The organism is Actinomadura madurae, assembly GCF_900115095.1.
GTDB lineage: Bacteria > Actinomycetota > Actinomycetes > Streptosporangiales > Streptosporangiaceae > Spirillospora > Spirillospora madurae.
This window is the reverse complement of sequence record NZ_FOVH01000017.1, coordinates 1-23066: the sequence shown is the minus strand read 5'-3', so window position 1 is coordinate 23066 and position 23066 is coordinate 1. Positions and strand designations below refer to the sequence as shown.

Sequence of the window (23066 nt, the reverse complement as noted above, 5' to 3'; positions counted from 1 at the left end):
TTTCCAGGTCAGTGACCGGCGGCGGGGGACTCGGTGCCGCCCGGCTGCGCGGGGCTCGTGGCGCCGCCCGGGGTCTGGCCGGCCGGCGTCTCACCGCCGGGCGTCTGGCCGCCGGGCGTCTCGCCGCCGGGGGTCTGGGTTCCGGAGGCCTGTGGCGTCGGGGACGGCGCCGGGGTGCTGGGCAGCGGGTAGGAGAGGTACTCGTCCTGCCGCGGCACCAGGGGGACCTGGAACTCGACGGAGCCGGCCTTCTCGAACCGCATCGTCACCGGCACCGACGCGCCGGCATGCAGTTCCTGGGTCAGCGACGGCAGCACCACCAGGGGCTGCTCGCCGCCCTGGGGCACCGGGACGGTCTGCCGCGGGCTCGCGGTGTTGCCGGACGTCGGCGTCTCGGACACGTTCGGCGTGGCGCCCTGGCCGGTGGGCTCCGGCGTCGCGCCCTGCCCCGTCGGCTGCTGGGTCGCGCCGGCGGTCGGCGTGCCGCCCGGCCGCCGCGTCTGCCGCGTCGGAGTCGGCGTCGGGGACGGCGTGCCGAGCAGCTTGACGAAGCTGCCCGTCCCGTCCGGGGCGGCGGGCGGCAGCGCCAGGGCGCCGCCGTCGATCTTGCCCGGTCCGCCGAAGGCCGGCGAGCTGACCGCGACCAGCCGGTCGGCCCGTCCCTTCACCTGGTTGATGATCGCGCCGTAGAGGGGCAGCGACGTGCCCGGCGCGACGGCCTTGCCCGGCTCGGGCACCAGCAGGAACATGTTGCGCAGGTCGATCTGCGGCGCCGCGGGCCTGTTCTTCGGGACCGTCACGTTGACGCCCTCGGTGAGCTGCGTCGGGGCGGCGCTCTGTGGCTCCTCGCCGGCGCCGCAGCCGGAGACCACCGGTGCGATGGCGACGGCGCCCGCGATGGCGAGCACGACCACTCGGCGGCTGTTACGGATCACGGCGTCGGTCTCCTCGCGAGATATCGGTTCCAGAACTTGGCACGGAAGGTTGTGAAAACGGCGTGAGACACGCCAGGGGAAGCGTACCGAGGTCATGCCGGTACCCCCTCCCCGGGGTGGCCGACACGCCCTGCGCGTCGGCCTGAGCCGTGCCTCGGCCTGAGCCGTGCGTCAGCCGGAGCGCAGCGACTCCACCTTCCCGGTCAGCTCGGGACCGGGGCGCGGCGCGTGGACGACCTCGGTGACGACGCCGTCCGGCTGGACGAACACGGCGGTGAGCGAGGAGCCCGTCGGGCCGGGCGTGCCGGGGGCGGGCGAGTAGGAGCCGGCGAGGACGCCGTCGCGGTCTTCGAGGATCTGCGGCGTCCCGTTGTGGGCGGTGCCCGCGCACGCTCTGAGCTCCTTCAGCGACACGGGCTCGCGGTCGCCGGCGGGGCGCGGGTCGGCGACGAGGTAGAAGTTCAGCGTGGACGCCTGCGTCCGGCCGGCCAGCTCCGCGACGAGGTTCTCGCACCGGTACCCGGGCGGGGCGATCGCGATCACTCCGGGCCGCAGGTCGATCAGCCGCTTCGGCGTGTGGTCGCCGGCCACCAGGTCGACCTGCCGGTCCGGCAGCAGCCCGCCGACCTCGCCGGGGCTCGCGGAGGGGCGCGGCGCCAGCTGGGCGCCCGTCGGGCGGGGCGCGGGACGCGGCCCGAACGCCGTCATCAGCACGCCGCTGAGCAGCGCGACGAGCAGCGCGCCCGCGATGATCGGGATGGCGACGCCGAAGCGGGTGAACGGGCGGGTGAGGCGGCGGGTCCGCTCCCGGCGCCGGCGGCGGCGCTCCTCGCGGCGGTAGGCGACCACGTCCCGCTCCAGCTCGCGGGCGTCGTCGGGCACGACGACGTCAATGCGCGGAAGCCCGTAGTCGTCGGGCTCCGGGTCGCCGCCGTCCGGCCTCACGCAGCACCTCCCTCGCGGACCCGGGTGCCACGGGACGCCGTCCCGTTCGGGCCCTTCCGGGCGCTTCGTACCCGCGCGACCCGGCATGTTCACATCCCAGTATGGAACCCGTCCGCGCGTTCCGGTGAAGGATGCTTGTAACCGGGGACCGCTTACCGGTAATGGCGCTCCGGCGCAGGCAGAGTGCCCTGTCGGCTACGCTGAGTGTGGGGAACTGGACGGCGATGCACCGATAAAGGGCTTTGTCAATACCCCAGAATGCGGTTTGACCTGCGCATTTGTCGGGAACGTCGGTTCGGACACCCTCGTTTCCGTGCTACCCTGGTTCTAGCGGAAGGGGTACTTGTCACATGACTTTCCAGGTCGGCGACACCGTCGTCTACCCCCACCATGGGGCTGCTCGGATCGAGGCCATCGAGACTCGCACCATCAAGGGTGAGGACAGGACCTATCTGGTTCTGAAGGTTGACAAGGGCGACCTGACAGTGCGGGTCCCGGTCGAGAATGTCGAGGACGTGGGCGTCCGGGACGTCGTCGGCCAGGACGGGCTTGAGAAGGTGTTCGAGGTGCTCCGCGCACCCTACACCGAAGAGCCCACCAACTGGTCGCGCCGGTACAAGGCGAACCTTGAGAAGCTCGCTTCCGGCGATGTCAACAAGGTCGCCGAGGTCGTCCGCGACCTCTGGCGGCGCGACAAGGAGCGCGGCCTGTCGGCCGGCGAGAAGCGCATGCTGGCCAAGGCGCGCCAGATCCTGGTCAGCGAGCTCGCGCTCGCCGAGAAGACCAACGAGGACAAGGCAGAGGCCCTGCTCGACGAGGTCCTGGCCAGCTGACCGGCCGGCCGAGTTGACCGAGCGGCTTCCACGGGTGGGCGTCGGTACCGACGTCCACCCGTTCTCGTCCGTCCCGCGCCCGCTCCGGGTCGCGGGCCTCGACTGGCCCGGCGAAGGCCACGGCCTCGCCGGCCACTCCGACGGCGACGTCGCCGCGCACGCCGCCTGCGACGCCCTCCTGTCGGCATGCGGGCTGGGTGATCTCGGCGCCGTCTTCGGCACGTCCGATCCCCGCTGGTCCGGCGCGTCCGGTGTCGACCTGCTGCGCGAGGTCGCCCGCCGCGTCGCCGCCGCGGGCTGCACGATCGGCAACGTGTCCATCCAGGTCATCGGCAACCGCCCGAAGATCGGCAAGCGCCGCGCGGAGGCCGAGAAGACCCTGACCGAGGCGCTGGGCGGCGCCCCCGTCACGATCTCCGCCACCACCACCGACGGCCTCGGCCTGACGGGCCGCGGCGAAGGGCTGGCCGCGATCGCCACCGCTCTGGTCCTCCCGCCCGCCTGACGGCGTCAGCCCTGGGCCGGATGGACGGTGCCGGTCACCTCGCCCAGGCTGATGCGGGAGCCCGACGCGCCCGGAGCCTGGGCGCGGAGCGTCACCGTGTCGCCGTCCTCCAGCCACGTGCGTTTCGTGCCGTCGTCCAGTTCCAGGGGCTCCTGGCCGTTCCAGGTGAGCTCCAGCAGGCAGCCGCGCTGATCGCGTTCGGGGCCCGACACCGTCCCGGACGCGAACAGGTCGCCGGTGCGCAGCGGCGCGCCGTTGACCGTCGCGTGCGCGAGCTGCTGCGGTGACGTCCAGTACATCGACGCGAACCGGGGCCGCGCCGCCACCTGCCCGTTGATCATGACCTCCAGGTGCACGTCCAGCCCCCACGGCTCGTCGCACCGCAGGTACGGCAGCGGCTCCGGGTCCTGGACGGGCGGGTCGACGCGCGCCGGCTCCAGCGCCGCGACCGGCACCACCCACGGCGAGATCGACGTCGCGAACGACTTGCCGAGGAACGGGCCGAGCGGCCGCGACTCCCACGCCTGGAGGTCGCGGGCGCTCCAGTCGTTCACCAGGACGAACCCGAACACGTGGTCGCGGAACGCGCCCGACGGGACGCCGCGCCCCGCCGCGGAAGGGACGCCCGCCACGAACCCGACCTCCACCTCGAAGTCGAGCTGCAGCGACGGCCCGAACGACGGTTCGAGGTCGCCCGGCGTCCGCCGCTGCCCGCACGGCCGGATGACCGGCGTCCCGGACGGGTACACGGTCCCAGACCGGCCGTGGTAGCCGACCGGCAGCCGCTTCCAGTTCGGCGGCAGCGGCTCGCCGTCCGGGCGGAAGATCCGGCCCGCGTTGGCGGCGTGATGCTCCGAGGAGAAGAAGTCGACGTAGTCCGCCACCACGAACGGCTTCAGCAGCTCCACGTCCGCGACGGCGATCAGGTGCGGCTCCACCCGGTCGCGGTACGCCTCGTCGGTGAGCAGCTCCGTCAACCGCTCCCGGTTCGCCTGCCAGGCGGTCCGTCCCGCGACCATGAAGGCGTTCAGCGAGCCGGACGCGAAGTAGCGGCGGTCCTCCACCAGCCCGGCGGCGGACAGCGCGGCGAGATCGAGGACGTGCTCCCCGATCGCCACGCCGACGCGGGGAAGCTCCCCCCGCCGGGCGAACACCCCGTACGGCAGGTTCTCGACTCCGAAGCCGCCGTCCTGACTGCCCGCAACCCACGAAACGGTCGTCATGGACACTTATCTTCCCCGGTCATGCACTTTCATCCGGTCCGTGCCGCGGCCCGCGATGGTCAGCGACCGGACGGGGAAAAGGCCTCTTTCCTGATCAGGGCCAGGGCGTCCATTGCGGCCCCGAGATCGGGCACGCCCACGGCCGCCAGCGACCGCCGCACCGCCCGCGCCGTCTCCTCGGGCAGCCCGGCCAGTTCCCTGGCGACCCCGCCCGGATCCTTCCGCTCAAGCGCCTCCAGGACACCGCCGGTGGCTCTCTGACGCGTGGCCGCCGCCGCGGCCAGGAGGAGGTTCGGGACGTCGTGGCCGGAGGGCGCCGCGATGGTGAAGGGAAGATCGCGATCGGCGCAGGCCCGGATGAAGGCCGCCGTGTCGGCGGGCGGGCCGTCCGGGCGGTGGTGGGCGCCGAGGTCGGCGCCGCGGGCGCGGGCGGCGGCGATGCGGTCCAGGGCGTCGCGCCGGCCGGGCGAGCGGCGCACCCCGATGTGCGCCCGCGGCCCGGCCGGGAGCCGGGCGAGCATGACGGCGGTGGCCCGCGCCTGGTCCGCGTCGCCGGGCAGGGCGATCTCCACGGCCGACGGCCGGACGCGCGGCTCCGCGCACGCGGCGTCCAGCGCGTCCGGCAGGTCCTCGATCCCGGTGTCGGCGACCAGGACGAGGTCCAGGAAGTCCTCCGGGACGAGACGGGTCCGCAGTTCGGCGAACCGGGACGCGGGGCACCGCAACCGGCCGACGACCCGGTCGCGGGCGGCCTCCCGGTGGGCGGGCAGCGCCGCGTCCGCCGGGGCGCGGCCCGGCGGGCAGAGCCCGGCGTCGTCGAGAAGCCGAGCGAGGAGGGCGCTCATGCCGCCTCACTACCCGCGACCCGCCGGGCTAGTCGACGGGCGGGGTGGGGCCACTGCGGAAGTTGCTCGACGGGGGCGGGTTCGCGTCGTCGGCGTCCGGGTCCTCGGCGCGGTCGGCGGGCGGGCCGTCGTGGTCGTCCTCGTCGCCGCCGGGGCCGTAGGGCGCGGGCATCACGATGTCGGGACGGGTCGTCGACGCGACCGGGGCCTCCTCCTCGCCGGCGCGGTCGCGGCTCCGGACGAGCTCGACGTCGGTGGGCAGCGACGCCGGGGCCGGGTCCAGCGGCGCGCGGGGCTCCGGCAGCGGGTCGAGCGGCGGGGCCGGCTCGGACGACAGGCTCTCCTCGTACGCGACCGGTTCGAACTCCTCCTCCGGCTGGTGCGTTCCGTCGTCGACGGTCTCCCGGGCGGGCTCCTCGGCCTGGAACGGCAGGATCGGCTCCGGCTCGTGTTCGGGCTCGGGCTCGGGCTCCGGCGCGGGCCCGGGTTCAGGCGCGGGCTCGTCCAGGAAGACCAGCGAGGGATCGGACTCCGCCCCCTCGCCCGCGGGGGCCGCCAGCGCGAGCGGTGGCGGCGCGGGCTCCAGGACCTTGACGTGGCCGCGCTGCGTCTCGGCGGGCGCGGCCTCCTCGGCCGGGGGACGGGCCACGCGGATCTGCTTGAACATCGTCAGCCACAGCCACACCGCGATCACCAGCATGACGTGCGGCGCCACCGCCACGCCCGCGCGCAGCGCGTCGTCCGGCAGTTCCGCGAAGCCCCGGACCGAGCGCTGGACGGAGATCGCCGCGCCGCCCGCGACGAGGACGATCAGCAGCGTCCAGCGGAGCAGCCGCGTCCACCAGCGGGCGTTGCGGGTGACGACGAGCGACAGGATCGTCATCACGGTGAGCGTGTCCGCCATCGCCGGGTACAGCGGCGCCCAGCGGCGGCTCACCCGTCCCGCGAGGGCGAGTTCGCGGAGCGTGTCGTAGGTCAGCGCGAACGCGCCGCCCGCCAGCGCGGCGACGACGAGACCGGCGGCGGCGGTCAGCAGCCGCCGCTGCGCCGGCGTGTAGGAGGGCCGGGAGGAGTCAGATGGCATGTCTCTCGTTCCGGAAGGGAGGGGTCCTCCGCCGAGATTAACCAGCGGGGACGGAGCCGAACCGCAACTTCTTGGTGATCACCTTGTCGCTGCGCACGATAAGCGGGGAGACGTACGGTATGGGCGTCGACACGCCAACGGGAGGGCAGCGGATGCCGCACGGCAGGTTCGGGAGCGTGACGCGGACCCGCTCGGCCGGGTAGCGCGGTGGCGGCGCTTCCCCGGGGCCGGCTCGGCGAACCGGTCCGGGTCTTCGACGGGCGGTCCGCCGGCCGCCGCACGTGGGGGTGGCTGGCGCTGCTGAGCCTGGCCGCGGCGGCGCTGATCCCCGCGGCGATCGTCTACCTGCGCGACCGCGTGTGGTGGGTGGGCGTCCCGGCGCTCATCCTGTCGATGGGGTACGCGGCGGCGGCCGGGTGGATCGCCGGCCGCGACCGCCCGCGCCTGCGCAACAGGGTCGCGTGCCTGCACACCGGCGGCCTGTCGGTCGCCGGGCCGGGCGGCGAGACCCGCCACACGTGGGACGAGCTGGTCTCGGTGACGGTCTCCGGTGTCCCCGGCGGGCCGGGCGGGCGCGTCCGGTGGCGCTTCACGATCGTCGCGGACGACGGGAGCGTGCTGCGGCTCGGCGACGACATCCCCGACGTCCGGGCCCTCGGCGTGGCCGTCGCGCGGGAGGTGACGGCCCGGATCGTCCCGCGCCGCCTCGCGGAGGTGAAGGCGGGGGAGGAGGTCTGGTTCGGCCCGTTCGCGGTGGACATGGACGGTGTCGAGAAGGACGGCGAGCGGCTGCCGTGGAGCGCCGTCCGCGACGTGGTGATCGAGAACGGCCTGGTGACCGTGCACGCGCGTCCCGGCCGGGCGGACCTGATGACCGTCGCCGCGCAGATGCCGGACGCGCTCGCGTTCACCGTCCTGTGCCACCAGGTCAGGGACATGGCCGAATCTTCCTGAAAAATGTCCCGGCCGGGATGTCGAGAACGCGCCGCCCGCTCCGATCCTGCTGTGACCGGCCCCGCTGGGGCCGCCACGACGACGAGGAGAACCCGTGAAGTACATGCTGCTGATCTACAACCGTCCCGGCTTCGTCGAGGAGCTGGGCGAGGCCGAGCGCGACGCGCTGTTCGCCGACGTCGGCGCGATCATGAAGGAGCTGGAGGAGTCGGGCGAGTGGGTCGGCGGGGAGGCGCTCGCGGACCCGTCCACGACCAAGACCGTGCGGGAGCGGGGCGGGCAGCCGGCCGTGACGGACGGGCCGTTCCTGGAGGCCAAGGAGCACTTCGCCGGCTACCTCACCGTCGACTGCGAGACCGAGGAGCGGGCCGTGGAGATCGCCAGGCGGTGGCCGGACGTCCGGTACGGGGGGCACATGGAGGTCCGGGCGGTCATGAACCAGTCCGGGACGGAGATGTGAGCACGCCCCCGGCCATGGACGGCGGTGTCGCCGAGGAGCTGCTGCGGACGCTCGCGCCGCAGGTCCTCGGCACGCTCGTGCGCCGCCACGGCGCGTTCGACGCCTGCGAGGACGCCGTGCAGGAGGCGCTGCTCGCCGCCGCCGTCCAGTGGCCGGGGGACGGCGTCCCGGAGAACCCGCGCGGCTGGCTGCTGACCGTCGCGACCCGGCGGCTCACCGACCAGTGGCGCAGCGAGCGGGCCCGCCGCGACCGCGAGGCCGCCGTGTCCGCGGACGGGCGGGACGAGCCGGGACCGGACGCCGAGCGGCCCGGCGACCGCGACGACACGCTCACCCTGCTGTTCCTGTGCTGCCACCCGTCGCTGTCGCCGTCCTCGCAGGTCGCGCTGACGCTGCGCGCGGTCGGCGGCCTGACGACGGCGCAGATCGCCCGCGCGTTCCTCGTCCCGGAGGCGACGATGGCGCAGCGGGTCAGCCGCGCCAAGCAGAAGATCAAGGCGGCGGGGGCGCGGTTCGCGATGCCGCCCCCGGCGGAGCGGGACGAGCGGCTGCGGGCCGTCCTGCACGTCCTGTACCTGATCTTCAACGAGGGGTACACCGCGTCCAGCGGCCCCGACCTGCAGCGGACCGGCCTCACGGCCGAGGCGATCAGGCTCGCGCGGGCCCTGCACGGGCTGCTGCCCGGCGACGGCGAGACCGCCGGGCTGCTCGCGCTGATGCTGCTCACCGACGCCCGGCGGGCCGCCCGGACCGGCCGCGACGGCATGCTGATCCCCCTCACCGAACAGGACCGGACGCTCTGGCGCCGGGACGCGATCGACGAGGGCACCGCGCTGATCACCGCCGCGCTCACCTGGTCGCCGCCGGGCCCCTACCAGGTCCAGGCCGCGATCGCCGCCGTCCACGCCGAGGCGGCGCGGCCCGAGGACACCGACTGGCCGCAGATCCTCGCGCTCTACCGGCTGCTGACGCACCTCGCCCCGAACCCGATGGTCACGCTGAACGAGGCCGTCGCGCTCGCGATGGTCGACGGCCCGTCCGCCGGGCTCGGCCTGCTCCGGACCCTGGACGGCGACGCCCGGATGTCCGGCCACCACCGGCTCGCGGCCGTCCGCGCCCACCTGCTGGAGATGGCCGGCGACCCGCGCGCCGCGCGGGCCGCGTACCGGGACGCCGCGCGCACCACCACCAGCCTGCCCGAACGCCGCTACCTCGACTCGCGCGCCGCACGACTCGACCGGGACGACGATGGCGGCGCCTGACGCACCCGGCGTCCCGACCGGACGGGGCGGGCCGGGACGCGACGGGACGAGCGACGCCACCGCGATGAGGCCACGCACTGGACCCCGATCCAATAACCTGAACGTGTGAGCCTGCGCCTTTACGACACCGGTACCCGTAGCGTCCGCGCGTTCGAGCCCCTGGAAGAGGGCCGCGTGGGGATGTACGTGTGCGGTGCGACCCCGCAGGCGGCCCCGCACATCGGGCACCTCCGCTCGGGCGTCATCTACGACGTCCTGCTGCGCTGGCTGCGCGCGTCCGGCTACGAGGTCACGTTCGCGCGCAACGTCACCGACGTCGACGACAAAATCATCGCGGTGGCGGCCGAGACGGGCGTGCCGTGGTTCGCGGTCGCCGAGGGCAACCAGCGCGTGTTCGGCCAGGGCTACGACCTGCTCGGCTGCCTGCCCCCGACGATCGAGCCGCGCGCCACCGGGCACGTCCCGGAGATGATCGTGCTGATGCGGCGGCTCATCGAGAAGGGGCACGCCTACGCGGCGGGCGGCGACGTGTACTTCGACGTCGACTCCTGGGCCGGCGAGTACGGCGCGCTGTCGAACCAGCGGCTGGAGAACATGCGGCCGACCGGCGACACCCCCAACGAGGACCTCAAGCGCGACCCGCGCGACTTCGCGCTCTGGAAGGGCGCGAAACCGGGCGAGCCGTCCTGGGAGACGCCCTGGGGCGAGGGGCGCCCCGGCTGGCACCTCGAATGCTCCGCGATGGCGACCAAGTACCTCGGGCCGACCTTCGACATCCACGGCGGCGGCGTCGATCTGATCTTCCCGCACCACGAGAACGAGATCGCCCAGTCCCGCGCCGCCGGCGACGGCTTCGCCCGCTACTGGCTGCACAACGGGCTCCTCACCGTGGACGGCGAGAAGATGAGCAAGTCGGTCGGCAACGTGGTGCTGCTGCCCGACCTGCTGGGCAAGGCCCGCCCCGTCGAGGTGCGCTACTACCTCGCCTCGGCGCACTACCGGTCGCTCATGGACTACACCGACGCCGCCCTGGCCGAGGCCGTCTCCGCCTACCAGCGCATCGAGGGCTTCGTCACGCGGGCGTCCGAGGTCGTCGGGGCCGCGCCCCCCTCGTCCGTGCCACCGGCGTTCGCGTCCGCGATGGACGACGACCTGGGCGTCCCGCAGGCGCTGGCGGTGCTGCACGAGACCGTCCGGGAGGGCAACAGCGCCCTCGCGTCCGGTGACCGGGACGCCGTGCGCGAGCACCTGGCGGCCGTCCGGGCGATGGCGGACGTCCTCGGCATCGACCCGCTGTCGCCGCAGTGGCGCTCGGCGGGCGACGAGGACCTGCGTCCCGTCGTCGACGCCCTGGTCGCCGTCGCGCTGGAGCAGCGGCAGGCGGCCCGCGCCCGCAAGGACTACGCGGCGGCCGACGCCATCCGCGACAGCCTGTCGGAGGCCGGCATCGTCGTCGAGGACACCCCGCAGGGCCCCCGCTGGGAACTGAAGCGCAGCTGACCGCTCAGCCCCGCGGGGCGGATAAAATCGGACCTTCGCGGGGGTTCGCCGTCCGCTGAGATCTTGAGCCGCCCGGCAGCCGCGAGGGCGAGCACGCAATCGTCGCGAGGGGCGTCATCGACAATGGCCAAGCGCAAGAGCAAGGGACCCACCCCCAAGGCCGAGGACCGGCACTGGCACGGCAAGCGCCAGAAGGCCCGCGCCGTCAAGAACGCCAGGCGCACCGGCACCCCGACGCTCGGGCAGGGCGCGCGCGCCAAGTCCGCCGAGCCGCGCGCCACCGGCCGCCCCGCCGGCGCGCGGCGCGCCACCGGTGAGGTCCCCGAGCTGGTCACCGGCCGCAACCCGGTCGTCGAGGCGCTGCGCGCCGGCGTCCCGGGCACCGCCCTCTACGTCACGTCCGGCACGGACGAGCGGGTGCGCGAGTCGATCCAGCTCGCGGCCGACCGCCGCATCCCGCTGCTGGAGACCGGCAAGAACGAGCTCGACCGGCTCACCGACGGCGCCGTCCACCAGGGCATCGCGCTCCAGGTCAAGCCGTACCGGTACGCCCACCCCGACGACCTGCTCCAGGGCACCGCCCCGCTGATCGTCGCGGTGGACGGCATCACCGACCCCCGCAACCTCGGCGCGATCGTCCGGTCGGCGGCCGCGTTCGGCGCGACCGGCGTCGTCGTCCCGGAACGCCGCGCGGCCGGGATCACCGCGGGCGCGTGGAAGTCGTCCGCCGGAACCCTGGCGAACGTCCCCGTCGCCCAGGCGACCAACCTCACCCGGCAACTCAAGGCGTACCAGAAGGCGGGCTGCTTCGTCGCCGGCCTGGACGCGGCCGGCGGCGTCACCGTCGCCGACCTGGAGGTCGCGTCGGGCCCGTTCGTGCTGGTGGTCGGCTCGGAGGGCAAGGGCCTCGGACGCCTGGTCGCCGACACCTGCGACCTGCTCGTCACCATCCCGATGCCGGGCCGCGCCGAGTCCCTCAACGCCGGCGTCGCCGCGGGCATCGCCCTCTACGAGGTCAGCCGCCTGCGCGCCTGAGACAGAAAGGCCTTCTCGGCCTCGTTCTCCGTCCGTCCGGCGGCCTCCTCGTACGCCTCGGCGGCCTCCGCGACTCGCCCCAGCCGCCGGAGCAGATCCGCCCGGATCGCGTGGAACAGGTAGTACCGGCCGAGGTCGAGCCGATCCACCAGCTCCAGCGCTGCCTCCGGCCCTTGGACCTCGGCCACCGCCACGGCTCGGTTCAGCGCCGCCACCGGAGTCGGCGCCACCGCCATCAACTGGTCGTACAACTCAAGTATCTGGTCCCACCGCGTGTCCTCGACCGTCGCCGCATCACTGTGCACAGCGTTGATGGCTGCCTGGATCTGGTACGGCCCAGGCCGGTCGATCTCCAGGCACCGCCTGACGAGCGCCTGCCCCTCCACCACAAGATCGCGATCCCACAACCCCCGATCCTGCTCGCCGAGCAGCACCAGCTCACCCCCGTGGAGCCGAGCGGCCTTGCGCGACTCCACGAGCAGCATCAGCGCCAGCAGCCCCAGCACCTCCGGCTCGTCCGGCATCAGCTCCCGGAGGACCCGCCCCAGCCTGATCGCCTCGGCCCCCAGCTCCTCGCGCCCGCCATACCCCTGGTTGAAGACCAGATAGATCACCGCGAGCACCCCCGACAGCCGCCCCGGCAGCTCCTCCTCATCCGGAACCCGGTACGGAATCCCCGCGTCCCGGATCTTCGCCTTCGCCCTGACGAGCCGCTGCGCCATCGTCGCCTCCGGCACCAGGAACGCCCGAGCGATCTCCGCCGTCGACAGCCCGCCCAGCAGCCGCAACGTCAACGCCACCCGCGCCCGCATCCCCAGCGCCGGATGGCAGCACGTGAAAATAAGCCGCAACCGCTCGTCCATGACCTCCGGCTCGACATCATTCATCATCACGGCCTGCGCCTGCTTCCCCGCCCGCGCCGCCTCCCGCCGCAGCCGGTCGACCGCCTTGTTCCGCGCCGTCGTGATGATCCACCCGGCCGGGCTGGGCGGCATCCCGTCGTCCGGCCACCTCCGCACCGCCTCCGCGAACGCGTCCTGCACCGCGTCCTCGGCGACGTCCACGTCGCCGAAGACCCGCACCAGCACGGCCACCGCCCGCCCGTGCTCCTCCCGGTAGACCTCCTCGATCACACCTCTCCCTGGAACGGCCGCACCTCGATCGGCAGCCCCGTCACCGACGCGAACCGCGCCGCCACCTTCAGCGCCGCGTCCAGATCCTCCACCTGGATGATCGTGATCCCGCCGATGTGCTCCTTGCCCTCCGTCCACGGCCCGTCCGTCGCGATCACCTCGTCCCCCCGCCGCCGCACCACCGTGGACGCCTCGGGCCCGTGCAGCCCCCGCCCGAACACCCACGACTCCTGCAGCTCCAGATCCCGCCGGATCTGCGCGATCTCCCCCATGACCGGCTCCAGCACCTCCGGCGGCGGCACCTCGCCCACCGGCTGGATCATGTTGAGCGCGTACAGCTTCATGCCTCCTCCTTCTCGTACGTGGCGATCAGGACCCCGGTCGTCGAGGTCACCTCGCTGACAAGCCGCAGGGGCACCTCGACACCCCCGAAGAGCCGCCGCCCCGACCCCAGCACCACCGGATGGATCATCAGCATCAGCCCGTCCACGAGCCCCCGCCGCATGAGTTCCCCGGAAAGCTCCCCACTCCCCAACACGGTGAGCCCCTGACGCCGCTTGATCCCTGCCACCTCGGCCACGTCCCCCACCAGCACGGAGTTCTCCCAGGGCAACTCCCGCAACGTCCTGGACACCACATACTTCGTGACCCGGTTCAGCGCCTCGGTGTACGGATTCCCGTCCGTCTGCTTGGGCCAGTGCCCGTAGAACTGCTCGTACGTCCGCCGCCCGAGCAGCAGCGCCCCGTCCCCGCCCGTGCGCTTCCCCAACTCGGCGCCCATGACCTCGTCATTCCCCGCGAGCGCCCACCCACCGCGTGCGAACCCGCCCCGCACGTCCTCATCGGCCGCCGCCGGCGCCTGCATGACCCCGTCCAGCGACACATGCTCAACCAGAACCAACGTCCCCACGCCGATCCCCTCCTCGTTCGTCTCACCCCCTACACGAACGAGCCCCCCACCAGATCGACACAGCCCCCGAAGAAACCTCCTCGCACCCCCCACCCCACGTCGACTACGATGCGGGACGAGCCCGCCGGCGTAGCTCAATTGGCAGAGCATCTGTCTTGTAAACAGAAGGTTAGGGGTTCAAGTCCCCTCGCCGGCTCCCACCTCAAAGGCCCCTTCCGATCTTGGAAGAGGCCTTCTTGCTAACGGGTTTGCTAACAGCAGCGCCTACGCGACCCCGTCCACCCGTCCGGCGAAGATGGCGGCCGCCTCGGCAAGCTGCTCGTTGACGACGTGGGCGTAGACCCTCAGCGTGATGGCCGGGTCAGCGTGCCCAAGCCGGGCCGCCACCACGTGTACGAGGCCCCGCCGGAGCGCAGTGAGGAGTTCGGTCTCCTGTTCACGCAACTCCAGGACATCCGGGGCCAGCTCCGGCGTCTGAGTGCCAGGCTCGACGACTTGGACGAGCGCACGAAGGACTTGTAGACAGGGCCGTATCGCCGATCGGCAGGCCCGTAGCACGGGACATCACGAGGTCGTTTCACCGGCACCCGTGGGCACCGGTCCTGACCACGAGGTCTGCGGGGTCTCCTGTAACGACCGCGCCGCAGGGACCCACGGCGCCCCACCGTTTAGCCCGCCGCGCAGGTGTCAGGGCCATGGCCACCCGTCGGGGCACGTGAGGGCAATGGCAAGCTCCCGAATCGACACCGCCTCCACCAGGCGCCACCCGTCGCCACCGCGGACCAACGCCCAGTAGGTCCGGGTGTAGGGCCCCAACCAGCAGCAGACCCCGAACCGTTCGGCAAGCTGGTCCAGGGCCGCCGCGGTCTCCATCAGGTCCCGTCCGTCCTCCAGGACGAGCGGGCCACCGCCACCCACCGCTCCAGCAGTGTCGATATCTGCGACACCGCCAGGTCCACGCGCGAGCAAGGCGCGAGCAGCTCCCCGGTACTGGACCGATACCACCAGCCGTCATCCCTGCCGACGATGGTGATGCTGTCTCCCAGGCACGGCGCGTCCGGGAAGTGCACCCGCAGCATCGGCAGTGTTTCGGCATACCGGCGGTCCACCGTCCATCCTTGGCGGCGCAGCGCCCGCCCGAGCCGGTTGAGCAGCCGCCGCGCGGTCGGCGGCCGAGGCGGCGCGGCCAGTACATCCGGGGGGACAAGCACCCGCCGCGCCGCCTCAGCCTCCCCCAGGGCCGCCCTGTGCTCCAGGACGGCCCGGCCCGGTGACGGCGGGGGAGTCCACGCCACCATCACCAGGCCCTTTTAGTGATCGGACGGCCCGCGCGCCGCCGCTCCTGCACCAGCGCCTCACGCAGCGCCGACGAGTCCGGCCGGATGACCGTCGGGTCAACGCCGGCGGCCGGGTCGTGCAGGGTGGCGACCCAGTCGCCGGGACCCCCGTCCCATCGCCGAGACCGCCAAATCCGGTGACCGGTGAACTCCGCCCGGAGGCGTCGGAGCACCGAGTCATCACTTTGGGCACGCGTTTGCATCGCAGGGTTCCTCATTCGGAGTTGCTCATCTCAGGCCGCCCCGGTCTCGCGTGTCGGGGAGGCCGATTCGGCCTTGTGAACCCGGGCCGTGATCTGCCGTGTCCGCGCGTGGAGTTCATCGAGTTCCGCAGCGATCTCGGCGAGTTCCGCAAGGAGGATCTGTCGCTCTTCCTCGGTCAGGGCGACCGCCTTCTTCCTGGTCATCGAGCGCCGCGCAGGGGGAATCCGAACAACTCGGGAGGCCTTGTTGCCGGTCATCACTCGCCGCCCCCCAACAGGTGCAGGCCCTGAACGTGAGTGGCGATGCGGCGCGCGGTGCCGGCCATGTCGTTCACCGGGTGCTGGTGGTTGCCGCGCGCCCAGGAGAAGAATCGGCCGGTGAAGCTGACGAAGACCCAGAGGTAGACCCCGGGCGCGTCGGTGTCGACGGCGAGCCCGGCAACCTCGTCCCTCACCTCGGAGCGGATCTCGTGCTCAGCGAGCGCACCCCGCAACTCGGCCAGCAATTCCAGCTCTAGCGACATCGTCGTTTCCATCGGTTCGCCCCTTGGTGGTAGCGGGGCTGGTGATACGGGGCCACGGAACTGAGCCGCCCGCGCCGTGTCACCGGTCCCGCTGTCGATCACACCTACGACTCTCGCGGGGAGCCATGTCGCGTCGCGATACCGAGCGTGACGCATCTCGTGCGCCTTGCTCTCGTCTCGTCTCGTCTGTGTCGCGTCCCGTGCTAGCTTCGGCCTGTCGGAAGGGCGAAGATGACCAATCCCCCCGTGCGGTTGAAGGGCTTGATCCTTGAACGCCATTGGCAGACGCACCGGACATTCATCACCGAATACGACAAGGCGGCGCGCAAGGTCGATCCCGCTTTGGTGGGTCGGGGGCCGAGCCGCGCTCAACTTCACCGATGGATGTCGGGCGAGCTGAAGAGCCTTCCCTACTCCGACCACTGCCGCGTGCTGGAGAAGATGTTCCCCGGCTGGACCGCTGAGCAGTTGTTCGAACGCGTCCCCACCCAGGCGGTTCCCAAGGCCCCCGCGGACGACAGCGGGGAGGGCTCTGTGCAGGCGGGGGACCTGCTCGCCACCATTGACCAGAGGCTCCAGTCACCGGCCGGTGAGGTTGAGTGGGGTACGGCTGACACGCCGCCCGCCGCCGTGCCCCCTGCGCTGCTCGACACCGTCGAGGGTGTCAGCGACCAGGCACGGCAACTCGGCCGACGCCTCTTGGAACTGCAGCAGGTGTTACGCCTCAGCGAGGAAGAGACCGCCCAGCTTGCCGCTCTGTCGGGAAGCATCGTGGAACTGTCGTTGACCACTGACATCGACATCGGCCCCGACGGTTGGTCACAGGTGACCTACCGGCACCAGTTGCTCAACCTCAGCGACAAACCGATGACGCGACTCGCCCGAGACGTGTGGTTCGAGTACACCGAGAAGCGTCTCACCATCGAGCCGAACGCCGACTCCGAGCGGCGGATCATGATCCAGCGCATCCACGACACCGCGAACCTGTCGAAGTTCGCATGCCAGATCTCTCCACCGATCCAGCCCGCAGAGTCGGCCACGATCGCGTTCACGATCCGAGGCGGACGGTTCCTCCGAGACCACTACTGGCGCCAAGGCATCGCGCGATACCTGCGGCACTACACTCTGCGCGTCCGACACCGGGGCGCCGGACAGCTCTTGCGCTGCACGGCGGCCGAGGAGCACCCGGACGGCTCGGAGAACTCCGCCGAGGCTGACTTGGTGTGGGACTACGACGGTGACGATGTCGTGATGACCTTGACCCGCAACTACCTGCGCCCGAACCAGGCTCTCACTCTGCGATGGGACGTCCCCCATGAACCTGCGTGACGAGATCGAGACCGCTCTACGAGCGTGGAACGCCTACGAGATCGCCCGCGGCGGGTCACCGGTCATCGACTTCGACTGCCACCCGATCGGCCCCGCCCCCGAGCCGGCCCCCGACCGGCTCACCGTCTACCGCCAGCTCACCGAACTCCGTCCCGCCGCAACCGGCCCGTTGGCGACCCGCCTTGACGCCGATCTGGCCTACCTCGGAGCCCTCCTCGGTGAACACCGCCCCCTCAGCGACTACGTCCGCGCGACCCAAGGGTGCGGCACGGCCGGGTGGCCAGAGGAGTACATGGCCGAACGCGCCGAGCAGGCCCGTACCGCGCTCGCCGATCTCGGCATCACCTGGGGCCCGCACACAAACGCCGAACTCCGCCAGGCCGAAGGACTCCTTGAGGTCAGCGAGGCCCCCGACGCAATCCGGCAAGCCACCGAAGACCTAGAACCCGCCGTACGGCAGGCCACCGGCAGCACCGCGCCCTATCGGCTCACCATCGAAACGGCCGAGGTAGATGCCTACTGGGCGTACTGGCTGGACGGAGCCGGGCAAGACGTCCGGCTTCGGCTCAACCTCCCCAACGTCGAGTTCACCCAGACCGGCGCCCGCCAATTCGCCCTGCACGAGGTACTCGGACACGGCCTCCAAAGCGCCGGCTACAGCGCCCAGGCCACCGCCGAAGACGTCCCATGGGTACGACTTCTCAGCATCCATGCACCCCAACAGGTCATGCTCGAAGGACTCGCCCAGGCATGGCCTTTGTTCCTGCTCCCCGAGGACAAGGTGCTCATCGCCCGTGTGCGCCTGGCCCACTACACCCAACTCGTCCTCGCCCAGGTGCACCGAGCTCTCAACGACAGCGCGCCCGCCATCGAGTGCGCTGACCACCTCAGGGCCGCGGTCCCGTGGTGGACGGACAAGACCATTGCGGGCTACCTCGCCGACCGGGGCACCGACCCCCAGCACCGCACCTACATGTGGGCGTATCCGGCCGGGTTCGACTGGTTCGCCGCTCTCGCGGACGCTGACGTTAAGGTGTCCGGGGAGGTACTCCATGCCGCATACCGAGCCCCGCTCACCCCAACCGATCTCGCAGACCTCTGGCCGGCGGGACCGACTGTCGGTGGACCCGGAGGCCCTGTTCGTCTACGGAAGCCTCCAATTCCCTGAGGTCCTGTTCGCCCTCATCGACCGCGTCCCCGACCACGAACCGGTAGCCGCCGAGGGATGGCGAGTCACCACCCTCCCCGGGCGCGTCTATCCCGGACTCGTCCCCGCACGGACCACCGCAACGGGCTACCTGCTGACCGGCCTCACTCCTCAAGAGTGGCAAGTCCTGGACGCGTTCGAAGACCCCGTCTACGAACTCGTCCGCGTCGACCTGGCCGACGGCCGCCACGGCTGGACCTACGCATGCAACGAAGGCGCCGACGTCGGCCCCGACGACTGGTCACCCGAACACTTCGAGACCCAGCACCTCCCGGCCTACGTCATCCGCTGCGAAGCATGGCGCCGCCGCTACGAGGCGAGCGAGCAAGTCAGCTAAAACCCCAGTTCAGCGGGGCCACGCCTGAATGTCGGGTCTCAGGACGTGTGTGACAGATTCGGCTCAGGAGGTGGGTGACACTCCGGCTAGATGATCTTTTGTTCTTGGTCTGAGGGTACGGCGGTTTGCTGCCGCTTGTCAGTCGTGGTGGCCCATCGGGAATCGATGTGGCCCAACCAAGCGTCTTGATCATCTGCCAGGGGCTGTTTCAGCGGTAGCGGCTGGAAATGGCAGGCGAAGGTCAGGTCGGCGTCATCTCCATTGCCGCATACCGTGTGGTTCCACGTGTCTGCCGTGGTTGCGGGTGCTTGAAGATGGAAGTACGTGGTCCTGCGCGGCTGGCGGGTGTCGGGATGTGGCTTGTTCTCAGCGGCGATTTGCTCGACCACCGAGACGGTGCGCAGACCGGTCTCTTCGAAGACCTCGCGCAAGACGGCTTGTTCCAGGTCCTCGCCGGGCTGGACGCCGCCGGCGGGGACCTGGGTGCCGGCCTGAGGCGCGCCGACGTGGTCGAAGACAAGGAGTTCGGGAGCGGCACGATGTCTGATCACGTAGGCGGCCACGCGGATTCTGGGTCGGGTCACACGAGCATTGTGCGTCCGTCGGAATCGCACTCGCGAGGCCGCGATGTGGTCGGTCGTGATGGCTCCGGTTTGCGTGCTTTGAACCGGGCGATTGGTTTGGTGGTGGTGCGGGCGACCTCGGTGATGATCTGGTCGGCGAGGCTGATGCGGAAGGTGCCGTCGGTGTCCTGGATGGTCACGGTGGTTCCGGCGTGGCCGATGCCGACCTGGATCTTCTGGCCGGCGATGACGACTTGGCCGCGGCTGCTGACCTTGCGCTGGACCCGGATCGGTTCGGCCGCGGGTTGAGGGCCGGGGCCGGCGAGGCGGGCGTCGCGGATGCGCCCGATGTCGGTGACGGTGAGCGGGTTGGGCAGGGTCCGCAGCAGGGTGTGCCCGTCGATCAGGTGCAGTAGTGAACCGTCGATGCGGACGGTCAGGCGGCGTCCGGCCAGGTGGTAGCCGACCGAGTGCTGGCGGCCGCCCAGCGACAGCAGTCCGCAGCCGTTGATGGTGCGGTCGACCTCGATCGCCTCACCCGGTCCGGGACGGGTCGGTGTGGCCAGGGGGTCGATGCGGGAGCCGCCGCCGGCCAGCAACTGCCGCAGGTGACCGGTGGTCAGCCGGGAGGGGACCTTCTTGATCCTGGTTCCAGCGGTCAGCAGTTCGACGGTTCCGGTGTCGGCGCGCAGGGTGAGGGTGAGCCCGGCGCGGTGCGGGCCGAGCCAGAACTGCTGGCCGCAGACCGTCAGGTTGCCCGAGGCGGGGATGACGCGGGTGAACTCCACGGCCAGGTTCACCGGGTCGATGCCGTTGGCCGACAGCACCAGCCCCGTGGCCGTGGCGGGTTCGGGTTCCCGGCGAGGCGGTGGCACCACCACCTCAGGCTCGGATGCCCTCACAGCTTCAGCAGCGGGCTCAGGTTCGGGGTCGGGAAGGGTCCGCAGTGTGGGTGGCAGGCGCAGCGGGAGATGGTCGTCGCAGCGGGATTGGAACCGGTCGGCGGGGCGGTCCATGTCCAGGGACTGGTGCGGCCGGGCGGTGTTGTAGTCGGCGACGAAGGCGTCCAGGACCTGCTGGGCGTGCTCGATGCCGGTGAAAGTGTCGTGGTCGTCGAGCAGTTCGCGGCGCAGCGTCTGGTGGAACCGTTCGACCTTGCCGGTCGTGGTGGGCGAGCGGGGCCGGGTCAGCCGGTGGGCGATGCCGTTCTCGCGGCAGATCCGGTCGAACAGCACCTCGCCGCCGCGGCCGAACCGGGCGGTGAACTGCTTACCGTTGTCGGTCAGCAGCTCATCGGGAATCCCGAACCGGCCCAGCGCGTCGGCCAGGGCCAGGCAGACGGCCCGGCCGGTCGGACGGGCCACCACCGCGGCGATCACGCAGTACCGCGAATGGTCGTCCACACCGGTGACGACCTTGCATTCGGTGCTGTCGGCCAGCATGATCCCGCCGACGATGTCCATCTGCCACAGCTGCATCGGTTCCGAACGCTGCCAACGCGTGTAGTCCTCGCGCCGCCGGCCCCGCGGGACGACTTGGACCAGGCCCTGCCGCACCAGCACCCGGTGCACCATGGCCCGCGAGGGCACCGGCTCGGGACAGCCCCGCCGGGACAACTCCCACACCAGACGGCGAGCACCCCACGAGGGATGATTACGCCGCAGCTCACAGATCAGCGCCTCCACCTCGGCAGGCGTCCGCGACGGCGATGAGACCGGACGCGAGGAACGATCCGATAACCCGGCCAAGCCCTCATCGCGATACCGGCCCAACCAGCGGTGCACCGCCTGACGCGACACCCCGAACCGGCCCGCCACCTCGGTGACACTGGCCCCGGACAGCACCTGCAGCACAGCCTGATACCGCTGCTCCACCACGCTCGACTCCACCAGCACTCGGCGAAGTGTCACTCACGTCCTGAGCACGATGTGTCACGCAGGTCCTGACACCCGACACAGGGCGCCCATCCTGTCTAGTCCCAGGAGATGCTTGACGTTTTGGTCCCAGGACATGCTTGACGGATGTTCTAGGAATCATGGGGCGGCCTTGCGGGGCCGGTGAGCCTTGATGCTTCGGACGGGCTGGGTGGTGGTCCGGCGGACCGTCCGCACGTCGTCGTCGCCCAGTTCGATGGCCAGGGTGGTGTCGGCGACGTGGATGGTCACCACCCGGCCGGCGTGCAGGCGGCCCAGTGCGATCTTTTGCCCGGTGACCATGACCACGCCGCTGTTGCTGGCCCGCCGCTGAACGGTGACCGGTTCGGTGCGGGGCCGGGGCGGTGGACCGGCCCGCCGTAGTCCGCGCAGCGCCTGGACCTGGTCGGGTGTGAACGGGTTGGGGCGGGTGCGCAGCAGTTCGCGGGTTTGGGGGTCGAAGAACATCAGGGTGGCGGGTTCGATGCGGATGCCGACGCGGCGGCCGCGCAGGATCTCTGCGGCCAGCACCATGCGGCCGCCCAGGCCGACGTTGCCGTCCTTGTTGACGGTCCGGTCGACCTCTCCCGCCTCGCCGTCTTCGGGTGGCGGCAACGGGGGTGGCCCGGCTTTGCGGGCTCCGCGGGCGGCCAGTGCGGTCAGGTCGGCGGTCGACAGGTGTGAGCGCACGGATTTGATCCGGGACCCGGCGTTGAGCAGGTGGATGACATCGGTGTCGGCCCAGAACGTCACCGTGACACCGGCCTGGGCGGGGCCGAGCCAGAACTGGCGACCGGCCACGAACATGTTCCCGCTGGCCGGAACGGTTCGTTCGAACTCCACTGCCCCGCCGTCCCACACCCTTATCTGGGCGGCTTGCGCCTGCACATCGGTGCCGGCAGGGTCGGCGGGTTCGGCTTCTTGGGCGGCCGGTGGGACGGCGGCCAGGCGGACCGCGGCGGGCAGCCGCAACGGCAGCAGCTCCTGCTCGCCCTGGGCGGTGCGGGTGTCGAACCGGTCGGCCGGGAACGCCATGCCCAACGATTGATGCGGGCGGCGGGTGTTGTATTCGACCACCCAGCCCGCCACTGCAGCCCGGGCCGCAGGCAGGTCATCGAACGGCACCGCGTCATCCAGCAGCTCTCGCCGCAGACTCTGGTGGAACCGCTCGACCTTGCCCGTCGTGGTCGGTGAGCGAGGCTGCGTCAGCCGGTGCACGATGCCGTTGTCCCGGCAGATCCGGTCGAACAGCACCTCACCGCCATGCCCGAACCGGTCGGTGAACTGCTTGCCGTTATCGGTCAGCACCTCACCCGGCACCCCGAACTCACGCAACGCCGCCGCGAACGCCAGGCACACCGCCCGGCCCGTCGCCCGCGGCACCACCTCAGCGATCACACAGAACCGCGAATGGTCATCCACCCCGGTGACCACCTTGCACTCCGACCCATTGGCCAACAACACCCCGCCGACGATGTCCATCTGCCACAACGCCATCGGCTCCTCGCGCTCCCAGCGGCGAAACTCCTCCCGCTTGCGGCGCCGCCGGCCCGGCTCGATCAACCCATGCCGCACCAGCGCCCGATGCACGCCCATCCGCGACGGCACCGGCACCACACCCAGCCGACCGATCTCATGCACGATCCGCACCGGACCCCACCGCGGATGCTCCCGCCGCAGCTCACACACCACGGCCTCCACCTGCGCACTCATCTGACCCGGCGAAGACACCGGACGCCGGGACCGATCAGCCAGCCCCGCCAGCCCCTCAGCCCGATAACGCTTCACCCAGGCATGCACGCTCTGACGCGACACCCCGAACCGGGCCGCCACCTCGATCACCGGCACCCCCGCCAGCACCTGCAGCACCGCCCGATACCGCTGCTCCACCACCGACAACTCGACCAGGCCCAATCCCGGCCTCCCTGACACGCGACGCCCGCAAACGAACACGCGACAGCCAAGCCGAACAGGCACCCGTCAAGCATGTGATGGGACAGAGATGTCAAGCATGTCCCGGGACAGGACA

Annotated in this window: 25 protein-coding genes and 1 tRNA gene; 11 read left to right on the top strand and 15 right to left on the bottom strand. The window is 71.6% G+C overall.

All coding sequences use genetic code 11. The annotated features are described in order from the left end of the window. Positions 1-8: 8 nt before the first annotated feature. A complete protein-coding gene (locus tag BM339_RS36205) occupies positions 9-935 on the bottom strand; it encodes a copper chaperone PCu(A)C (protein ID WP_143118750.1) in 927 nt (308 codons plus the stop codon). Positions 936-1106: 171 nt separating this feature from the next. After that, positions 1107-1880, bottom strand: coding sequence for a hypothetical protein (locus BM339_RS36200; protein WP_075023829.1), 774 nt, complete (start codon positions 1878-1880; stop codon positions 1107-1109). A 350-nt stretch (positions 1881-2230) separates the two neighbouring features. Between BM339_RS36200 and BM339_RS36195 the strand changes: the two genes are divergently transcribed. Together BM339_RS36195 and ispF are read left to right on the top strand one after the other, a co-directional pair. After that, complete coding sequence (locus tag BM339_RS36195) at positions 2231-2713, top strand: CarD family transcriptional regulator (RefSeq protein WP_021599843.1); 483 nt, start codon at positions 2231-2233, stop codon at positions 2711-2713. Between the two features lie 34 nt (positions 2714-2747). Beyond that, positions 2748-3218, top strand: a complete 471-nt coding sequence (ispF, locus tag BM339_RS36190) for a 2-C-methyl-D-erythritol 2,4-cyclodiphosphate synthase (RefSeq protein WP_021599844.1) — start codon at positions 2748-2750, stop codon at positions 3216-3218. A gap of 5 nt (positions 3219-3223) precedes the next feature. On the opposite strand, the gene fahA is transcribed toward ispF, so the two are convergent. From fahA to BM339_RS36175, 3 genes are read right to left on the bottom strand one after another with little or no spacing between them, the layout of a single operon-like run. Then, positions 3224-4441, bottom strand: a complete 1218-nt coding sequence (gene fahA, locus BM339_RS36185; RefSeq protein ID WP_075023827.1) for a fumarylacetoacetase — start codon at positions 4439-4441, stop codon at positions 3224-3226. Positions 4442-4500: 59 nt separating this feature from the next. Then, complete coding sequence (locus BM339_RS36180) at positions 4501-5286, bottom strand: hypothetical protein (RefSeq protein ID WP_075023826.1); 786 nt, start codon at positions 5284-5286, stop codon at positions 4501-4503. Positions 5287-5314: 28 nt separating this feature from the next. After that, positions 5315-6370, bottom strand: a complete 1056-nt coding sequence (locus tag BM339_RS36175; protein ID WP_075023825.1) for a DUF2637 domain-containing protein — start codon at positions 6368-6370, stop codon at positions 5315-5317. 207 nt (positions 6371-6577) lie between these two features. Here BM339_RS36175 and BM339_RS36170 point away from each other — a divergent pair, with 207 nt between their 5' ends. The 5 genes from BM339_RS36170 (at position 6578) to rlmB (ending at position 11581) form a co-directional block, all read left to right on the top strand. Beyond that, on the top strand, positions 6578-7324 hold the full coding sequence (locus BM339_RS36170; RefSeq protein ID WP_075023824.1) for a DUF6585 family protein: 747 nt from the start codon (positions 6578-6580) through the stop codon (positions 7322-7324). Positions 7325-7427: 103 nt separating this feature from the next. Further along, entirely contained in the window at positions 7428-7784 is a 357-nt protein-coding gene (locus BM339_RS36165) for a YciI family protein (RefSeq protein ID WP_235206289.1), read from the top strand. Next, on the top strand, positions 7781-9046 hold the full coding sequence (locus BM339_RS36160) for an RNA polymerase sigma factor (protein WP_425475847.1): 1266 nt from the start codon (positions 7781-7783) through the stop codon (positions 9044-9046). The genes BM339_RS36165 and BM339_RS36160 overlap by 4 nt, the downstream gene beginning before the upstream one ends. A 105-nt stretch (positions 9047-9151) precedes the next feature. Continuing rightward, positions 9152-10546 carry a cysteine--tRNA ligase gene (gene cysS / locus BM339_RS36155; protein ID WP_021599542.1) on the top strand — a complete coding sequence of 465 codons (1395 nt, stop codon included), beginning with the start codon at positions 9152-9154 and terminating at the stop codon, positions 10544-10546. A 123-nt stretch (positions 10547-10669) separates the two neighbouring features. Continuing rightward, positions 10670-11581, top strand: coding sequence for a 23S rRNA (guanosine(2251)-2'-O)-methyltransferase RlmB (gene rlmB, locus BM339_RS36150; RefSeq protein WP_024934139.1), 912 nt, complete (start codon positions 10670-10672; stop codon positions 11579-11581). Here the strand turns inward: rlmB and BM339_RS36145 are convergent. From BM339_RS36145 to BM339_RS36135, 3 genes are read right to left on the bottom strand one after another with little or no spacing between them, the layout of a single operon-like run. Next, entirely contained in the window at positions 11554-12714 is a 1161-nt protein-coding gene (locus BM339_RS36145; protein ID WP_075023823.1) for an RNA polymerase sigma factor, read from the bottom strand. The two genes, rlmB and BM339_RS36145, sit on opposite strands and share 28 nt — an antisense overlap. Continuing rightward, entirely contained in the window at positions 12711-13058 is a 348-nt protein-coding gene (locus tag BM339_RS36140; RefSeq protein ID WP_075023822.1) for a YciI family protein, read from the bottom strand. The genes BM339_RS36145 and BM339_RS36140 overlap by 4 nt, the downstream gene beginning before the upstream one ends. After that, positions 13055-13624 (bottom strand): dihydrofolate reductase family protein, encoded by a 570-nt coding sequence (locus BM339_RS36135; RefSeq protein WP_075023821.1) that lies wholly within the window; start codon positions 13622-13624, stop codon positions 13055-13057. The genes BM339_RS36140 and BM339_RS36135 overlap by 4 nt, the downstream gene beginning before the upstream one ends. A 123-nt stretch (positions 13625-13747) precedes the next feature. On the opposite strand from BM339_RS36135, the gene BM339_RS36130 reads away from it, so the two are divergent. Beyond that, a tRNA-Thr gene (locus BM339_RS36130) sits at positions 13748-13820 on the top strand. 68 nt (positions 13821-13888) lie between these two features. Here the strand turns inward: BM339_RS36130 and BM339_RS49145 are convergent. The 4 genes from BM339_RS49145 to BM339_RS36110 form a co-directional block, all read right to left on the bottom strand. Continuing rightward, a complete protein-coding gene (locus BM339_RS49145; RefSeq protein WP_256255644.1) occupies positions 13889-14011 on the bottom strand; it encodes a hypothetical protein in 123 nt (40 codons plus the stop codon). Between the two features lie 485 nt (positions 14012-14496). Beyond that, on the bottom strand, positions 14497-14925 hold the full coding sequence (locus BM339_RS36120; protein WP_177287865.1) for a hypothetical protein: 429 nt from the start codon (positions 14923-14925) through the stop codon (positions 14497-14499). Between the two features lie 269 nt (positions 14926-15194). After that, positions 15195-15422, bottom strand: coding sequence for a hypothetical protein (locus BM339_RS49140; protein ID WP_143118748.1), 228 nt, complete (start codon positions 15420-15422; stop codon positions 15195-15197). Continuing rightward, a complete protein-coding gene (locus BM339_RS36110) occupies positions 15422-15700 on the bottom strand; it encodes a hypothetical protein (RefSeq protein WP_143118747.1) in 279 nt (92 codons plus the stop codon). Before BM339_RS36110 ends, BM339_RS49140 begins: the two co-directional genes overlap by 1 nt. A 219-nt stretch (positions 15701-15919) precedes the next feature. On the opposite strand from BM339_RS36110, the gene BM339_RS36105 reads away from it, so the two are divergent. From BM339_RS36105 to BM339_RS36095, 3 genes are read left to right on the top strand one after another with little or no spacing between them, the layout of a single operon-like run. Continuing rightward, positions 15920-17017 carry a hypothetical protein gene (locus BM339_RS36105; protein ID WP_143118746.1) on the top strand — a complete coding sequence of 366 codons (1098 nt, stop codon included), beginning with the start codon at positions 15920-15922 and terminating at the stop codon, positions 17015-17017. Beyond that, positions 17004-18185: a hypothetical protein gene (locus BM339_RS36100; RefSeq protein WP_075023815.1), complete on the top strand. Its 1182-nt coding sequence runs from the start codon at positions 17004-17006 to the stop codon at positions 18183-18185. The genes BM339_RS36105 and BM339_RS36100 overlap by 14 nt, the downstream gene beginning before the upstream one ends. After that, the gene (locus tag BM339_RS36095) at positions 18139-18561 is read left to right on the top strand and encodes a gamma-glutamylcyclotransferase family protein (RefSeq protein ID WP_218163853.1); all 423 of its coding nucleotides are present in this window, start codon (positions 18139-18141) and stop codon (positions 18559-18561) included. Before BM339_RS36100 ends, BM339_RS36095 begins: the two co-directional genes overlap by 47 nt. An 86-nt stretch (positions 18562-18647) precedes the next feature. On the opposite strand, the gene BM339_RS36090 is transcribed toward BM339_RS36095, so the two are convergent. The 3 genes from BM339_RS36090 to BM339_RS36080 all read right to left on the bottom strand — a co-directional run bounded on the left by BM339_RS36090 (position 18648) and on the right by BM339_RS36080 (position 22936). After that, positions 18648-19124 carry an NUDIX hydrolase gene (locus BM339_RS36090; protein WP_256255642.1) on the bottom strand — a complete coding sequence of 159 codons (477 nt, stop codon included), beginning with the start codon at positions 19122-19124 and terminating at the stop codon, positions 18648-18650. A gap of 17 nt (positions 19125-19141) precedes the next feature. Next, positions 19142-21019, bottom strand: a complete 1878-nt coding sequence (locus BM339_RS36085; RefSeq protein WP_075023813.1) for an IS481 family transposase — start codon at positions 21017-21019, stop codon at positions 19142-19144. A 138-nt stretch (positions 21020-21157) separates the two neighbouring features. Beyond that, entirely contained in the window at positions 21158-22936 is a 1779-nt protein-coding gene (locus BM339_RS36080) for an IS481 family transposase (protein ID WP_143118649.1), read from the bottom strand. Positions 22937-23066: the final 130 nt, after the last annotated feature.

Bases quoted from the DNA above. Each gene is read 5' to 3' on its own strand.
- BM339_RS36195 (WP_021599843.1), top strand. From the start codon at position 2,231: ATGACTTTCCAGGTCGGCGACACCGTCGTCTACCCCCACCATGGGGCT.
- fahA (WP_075023827.1), bottom strand. From the start codon at position 4,441: ATGACGACCGTTTCGTGGGTTGCGGGCAGTCAGGACGGCGGCTTCGGA.
- BM339_RS36180 (WP_075023826.1), bottom strand. From the start codon at position 5,286: ATGAGCGCCCTCCTCGCTCGGCTTCTCGACGACGCCGGGCTCTGCCCG.
- BM339_RS36175 (WP_075023825.1), bottom strand. From the start codon at position 6,370: ATGCCATCTGACTCCTCCCGGCCCTCCTACACGCCGGCGCAGCGGCGG.
- BM339_RS36165 (WP_235206289.1), top strand. From the start codon at position 7,428: ATGCTGCTGATCTACAACCGTCCCGGCTTCGTCGAGGAGCTGGGCGAG.
- rlmB (WP_024934139.1), top strand. From the start codon at position 10,670: ATGGCCAAGCGCAAGAGCAAGGGACCCACCCCCAAGGCCGAGGACCGG.
- BM339_RS36140 (WP_075023822.1), bottom strand. From the start codon at position 13,058: ATGAAGCTGTACGCGCTCAACATGATCCAGCCGGTGGGCGAGGTGCCG.
- BM339_RS49140 (WP_143118748.1), bottom strand. From the start codon at position 15,422: ATGACCGGCAACAAGGCCTCCCGAGTTGTTCGGATTCCCCCTGCGCGG.
- BM339_RS36110 (WP_143118747.1), bottom strand. From the start codon at position 15,700: ATGGAAACGACGATGTCGCTAGAGCTGGAATTGCTGGCCGAGTTGCGG.
- BM339_RS36105 (WP_143118746.1), top strand. From the start codon at position 15,920: ATGACCAATCCCCCCGTGCGGTTGAAGGGCTTGATCCTTGAACGCCAT.
- BM339_RS36100 (WP_075023815.1), top strand. From the start codon at position 17,004: ATGAACCTGCGTGACGAGATCGAGACCGCTCTACGAGCGTGGAACGCC.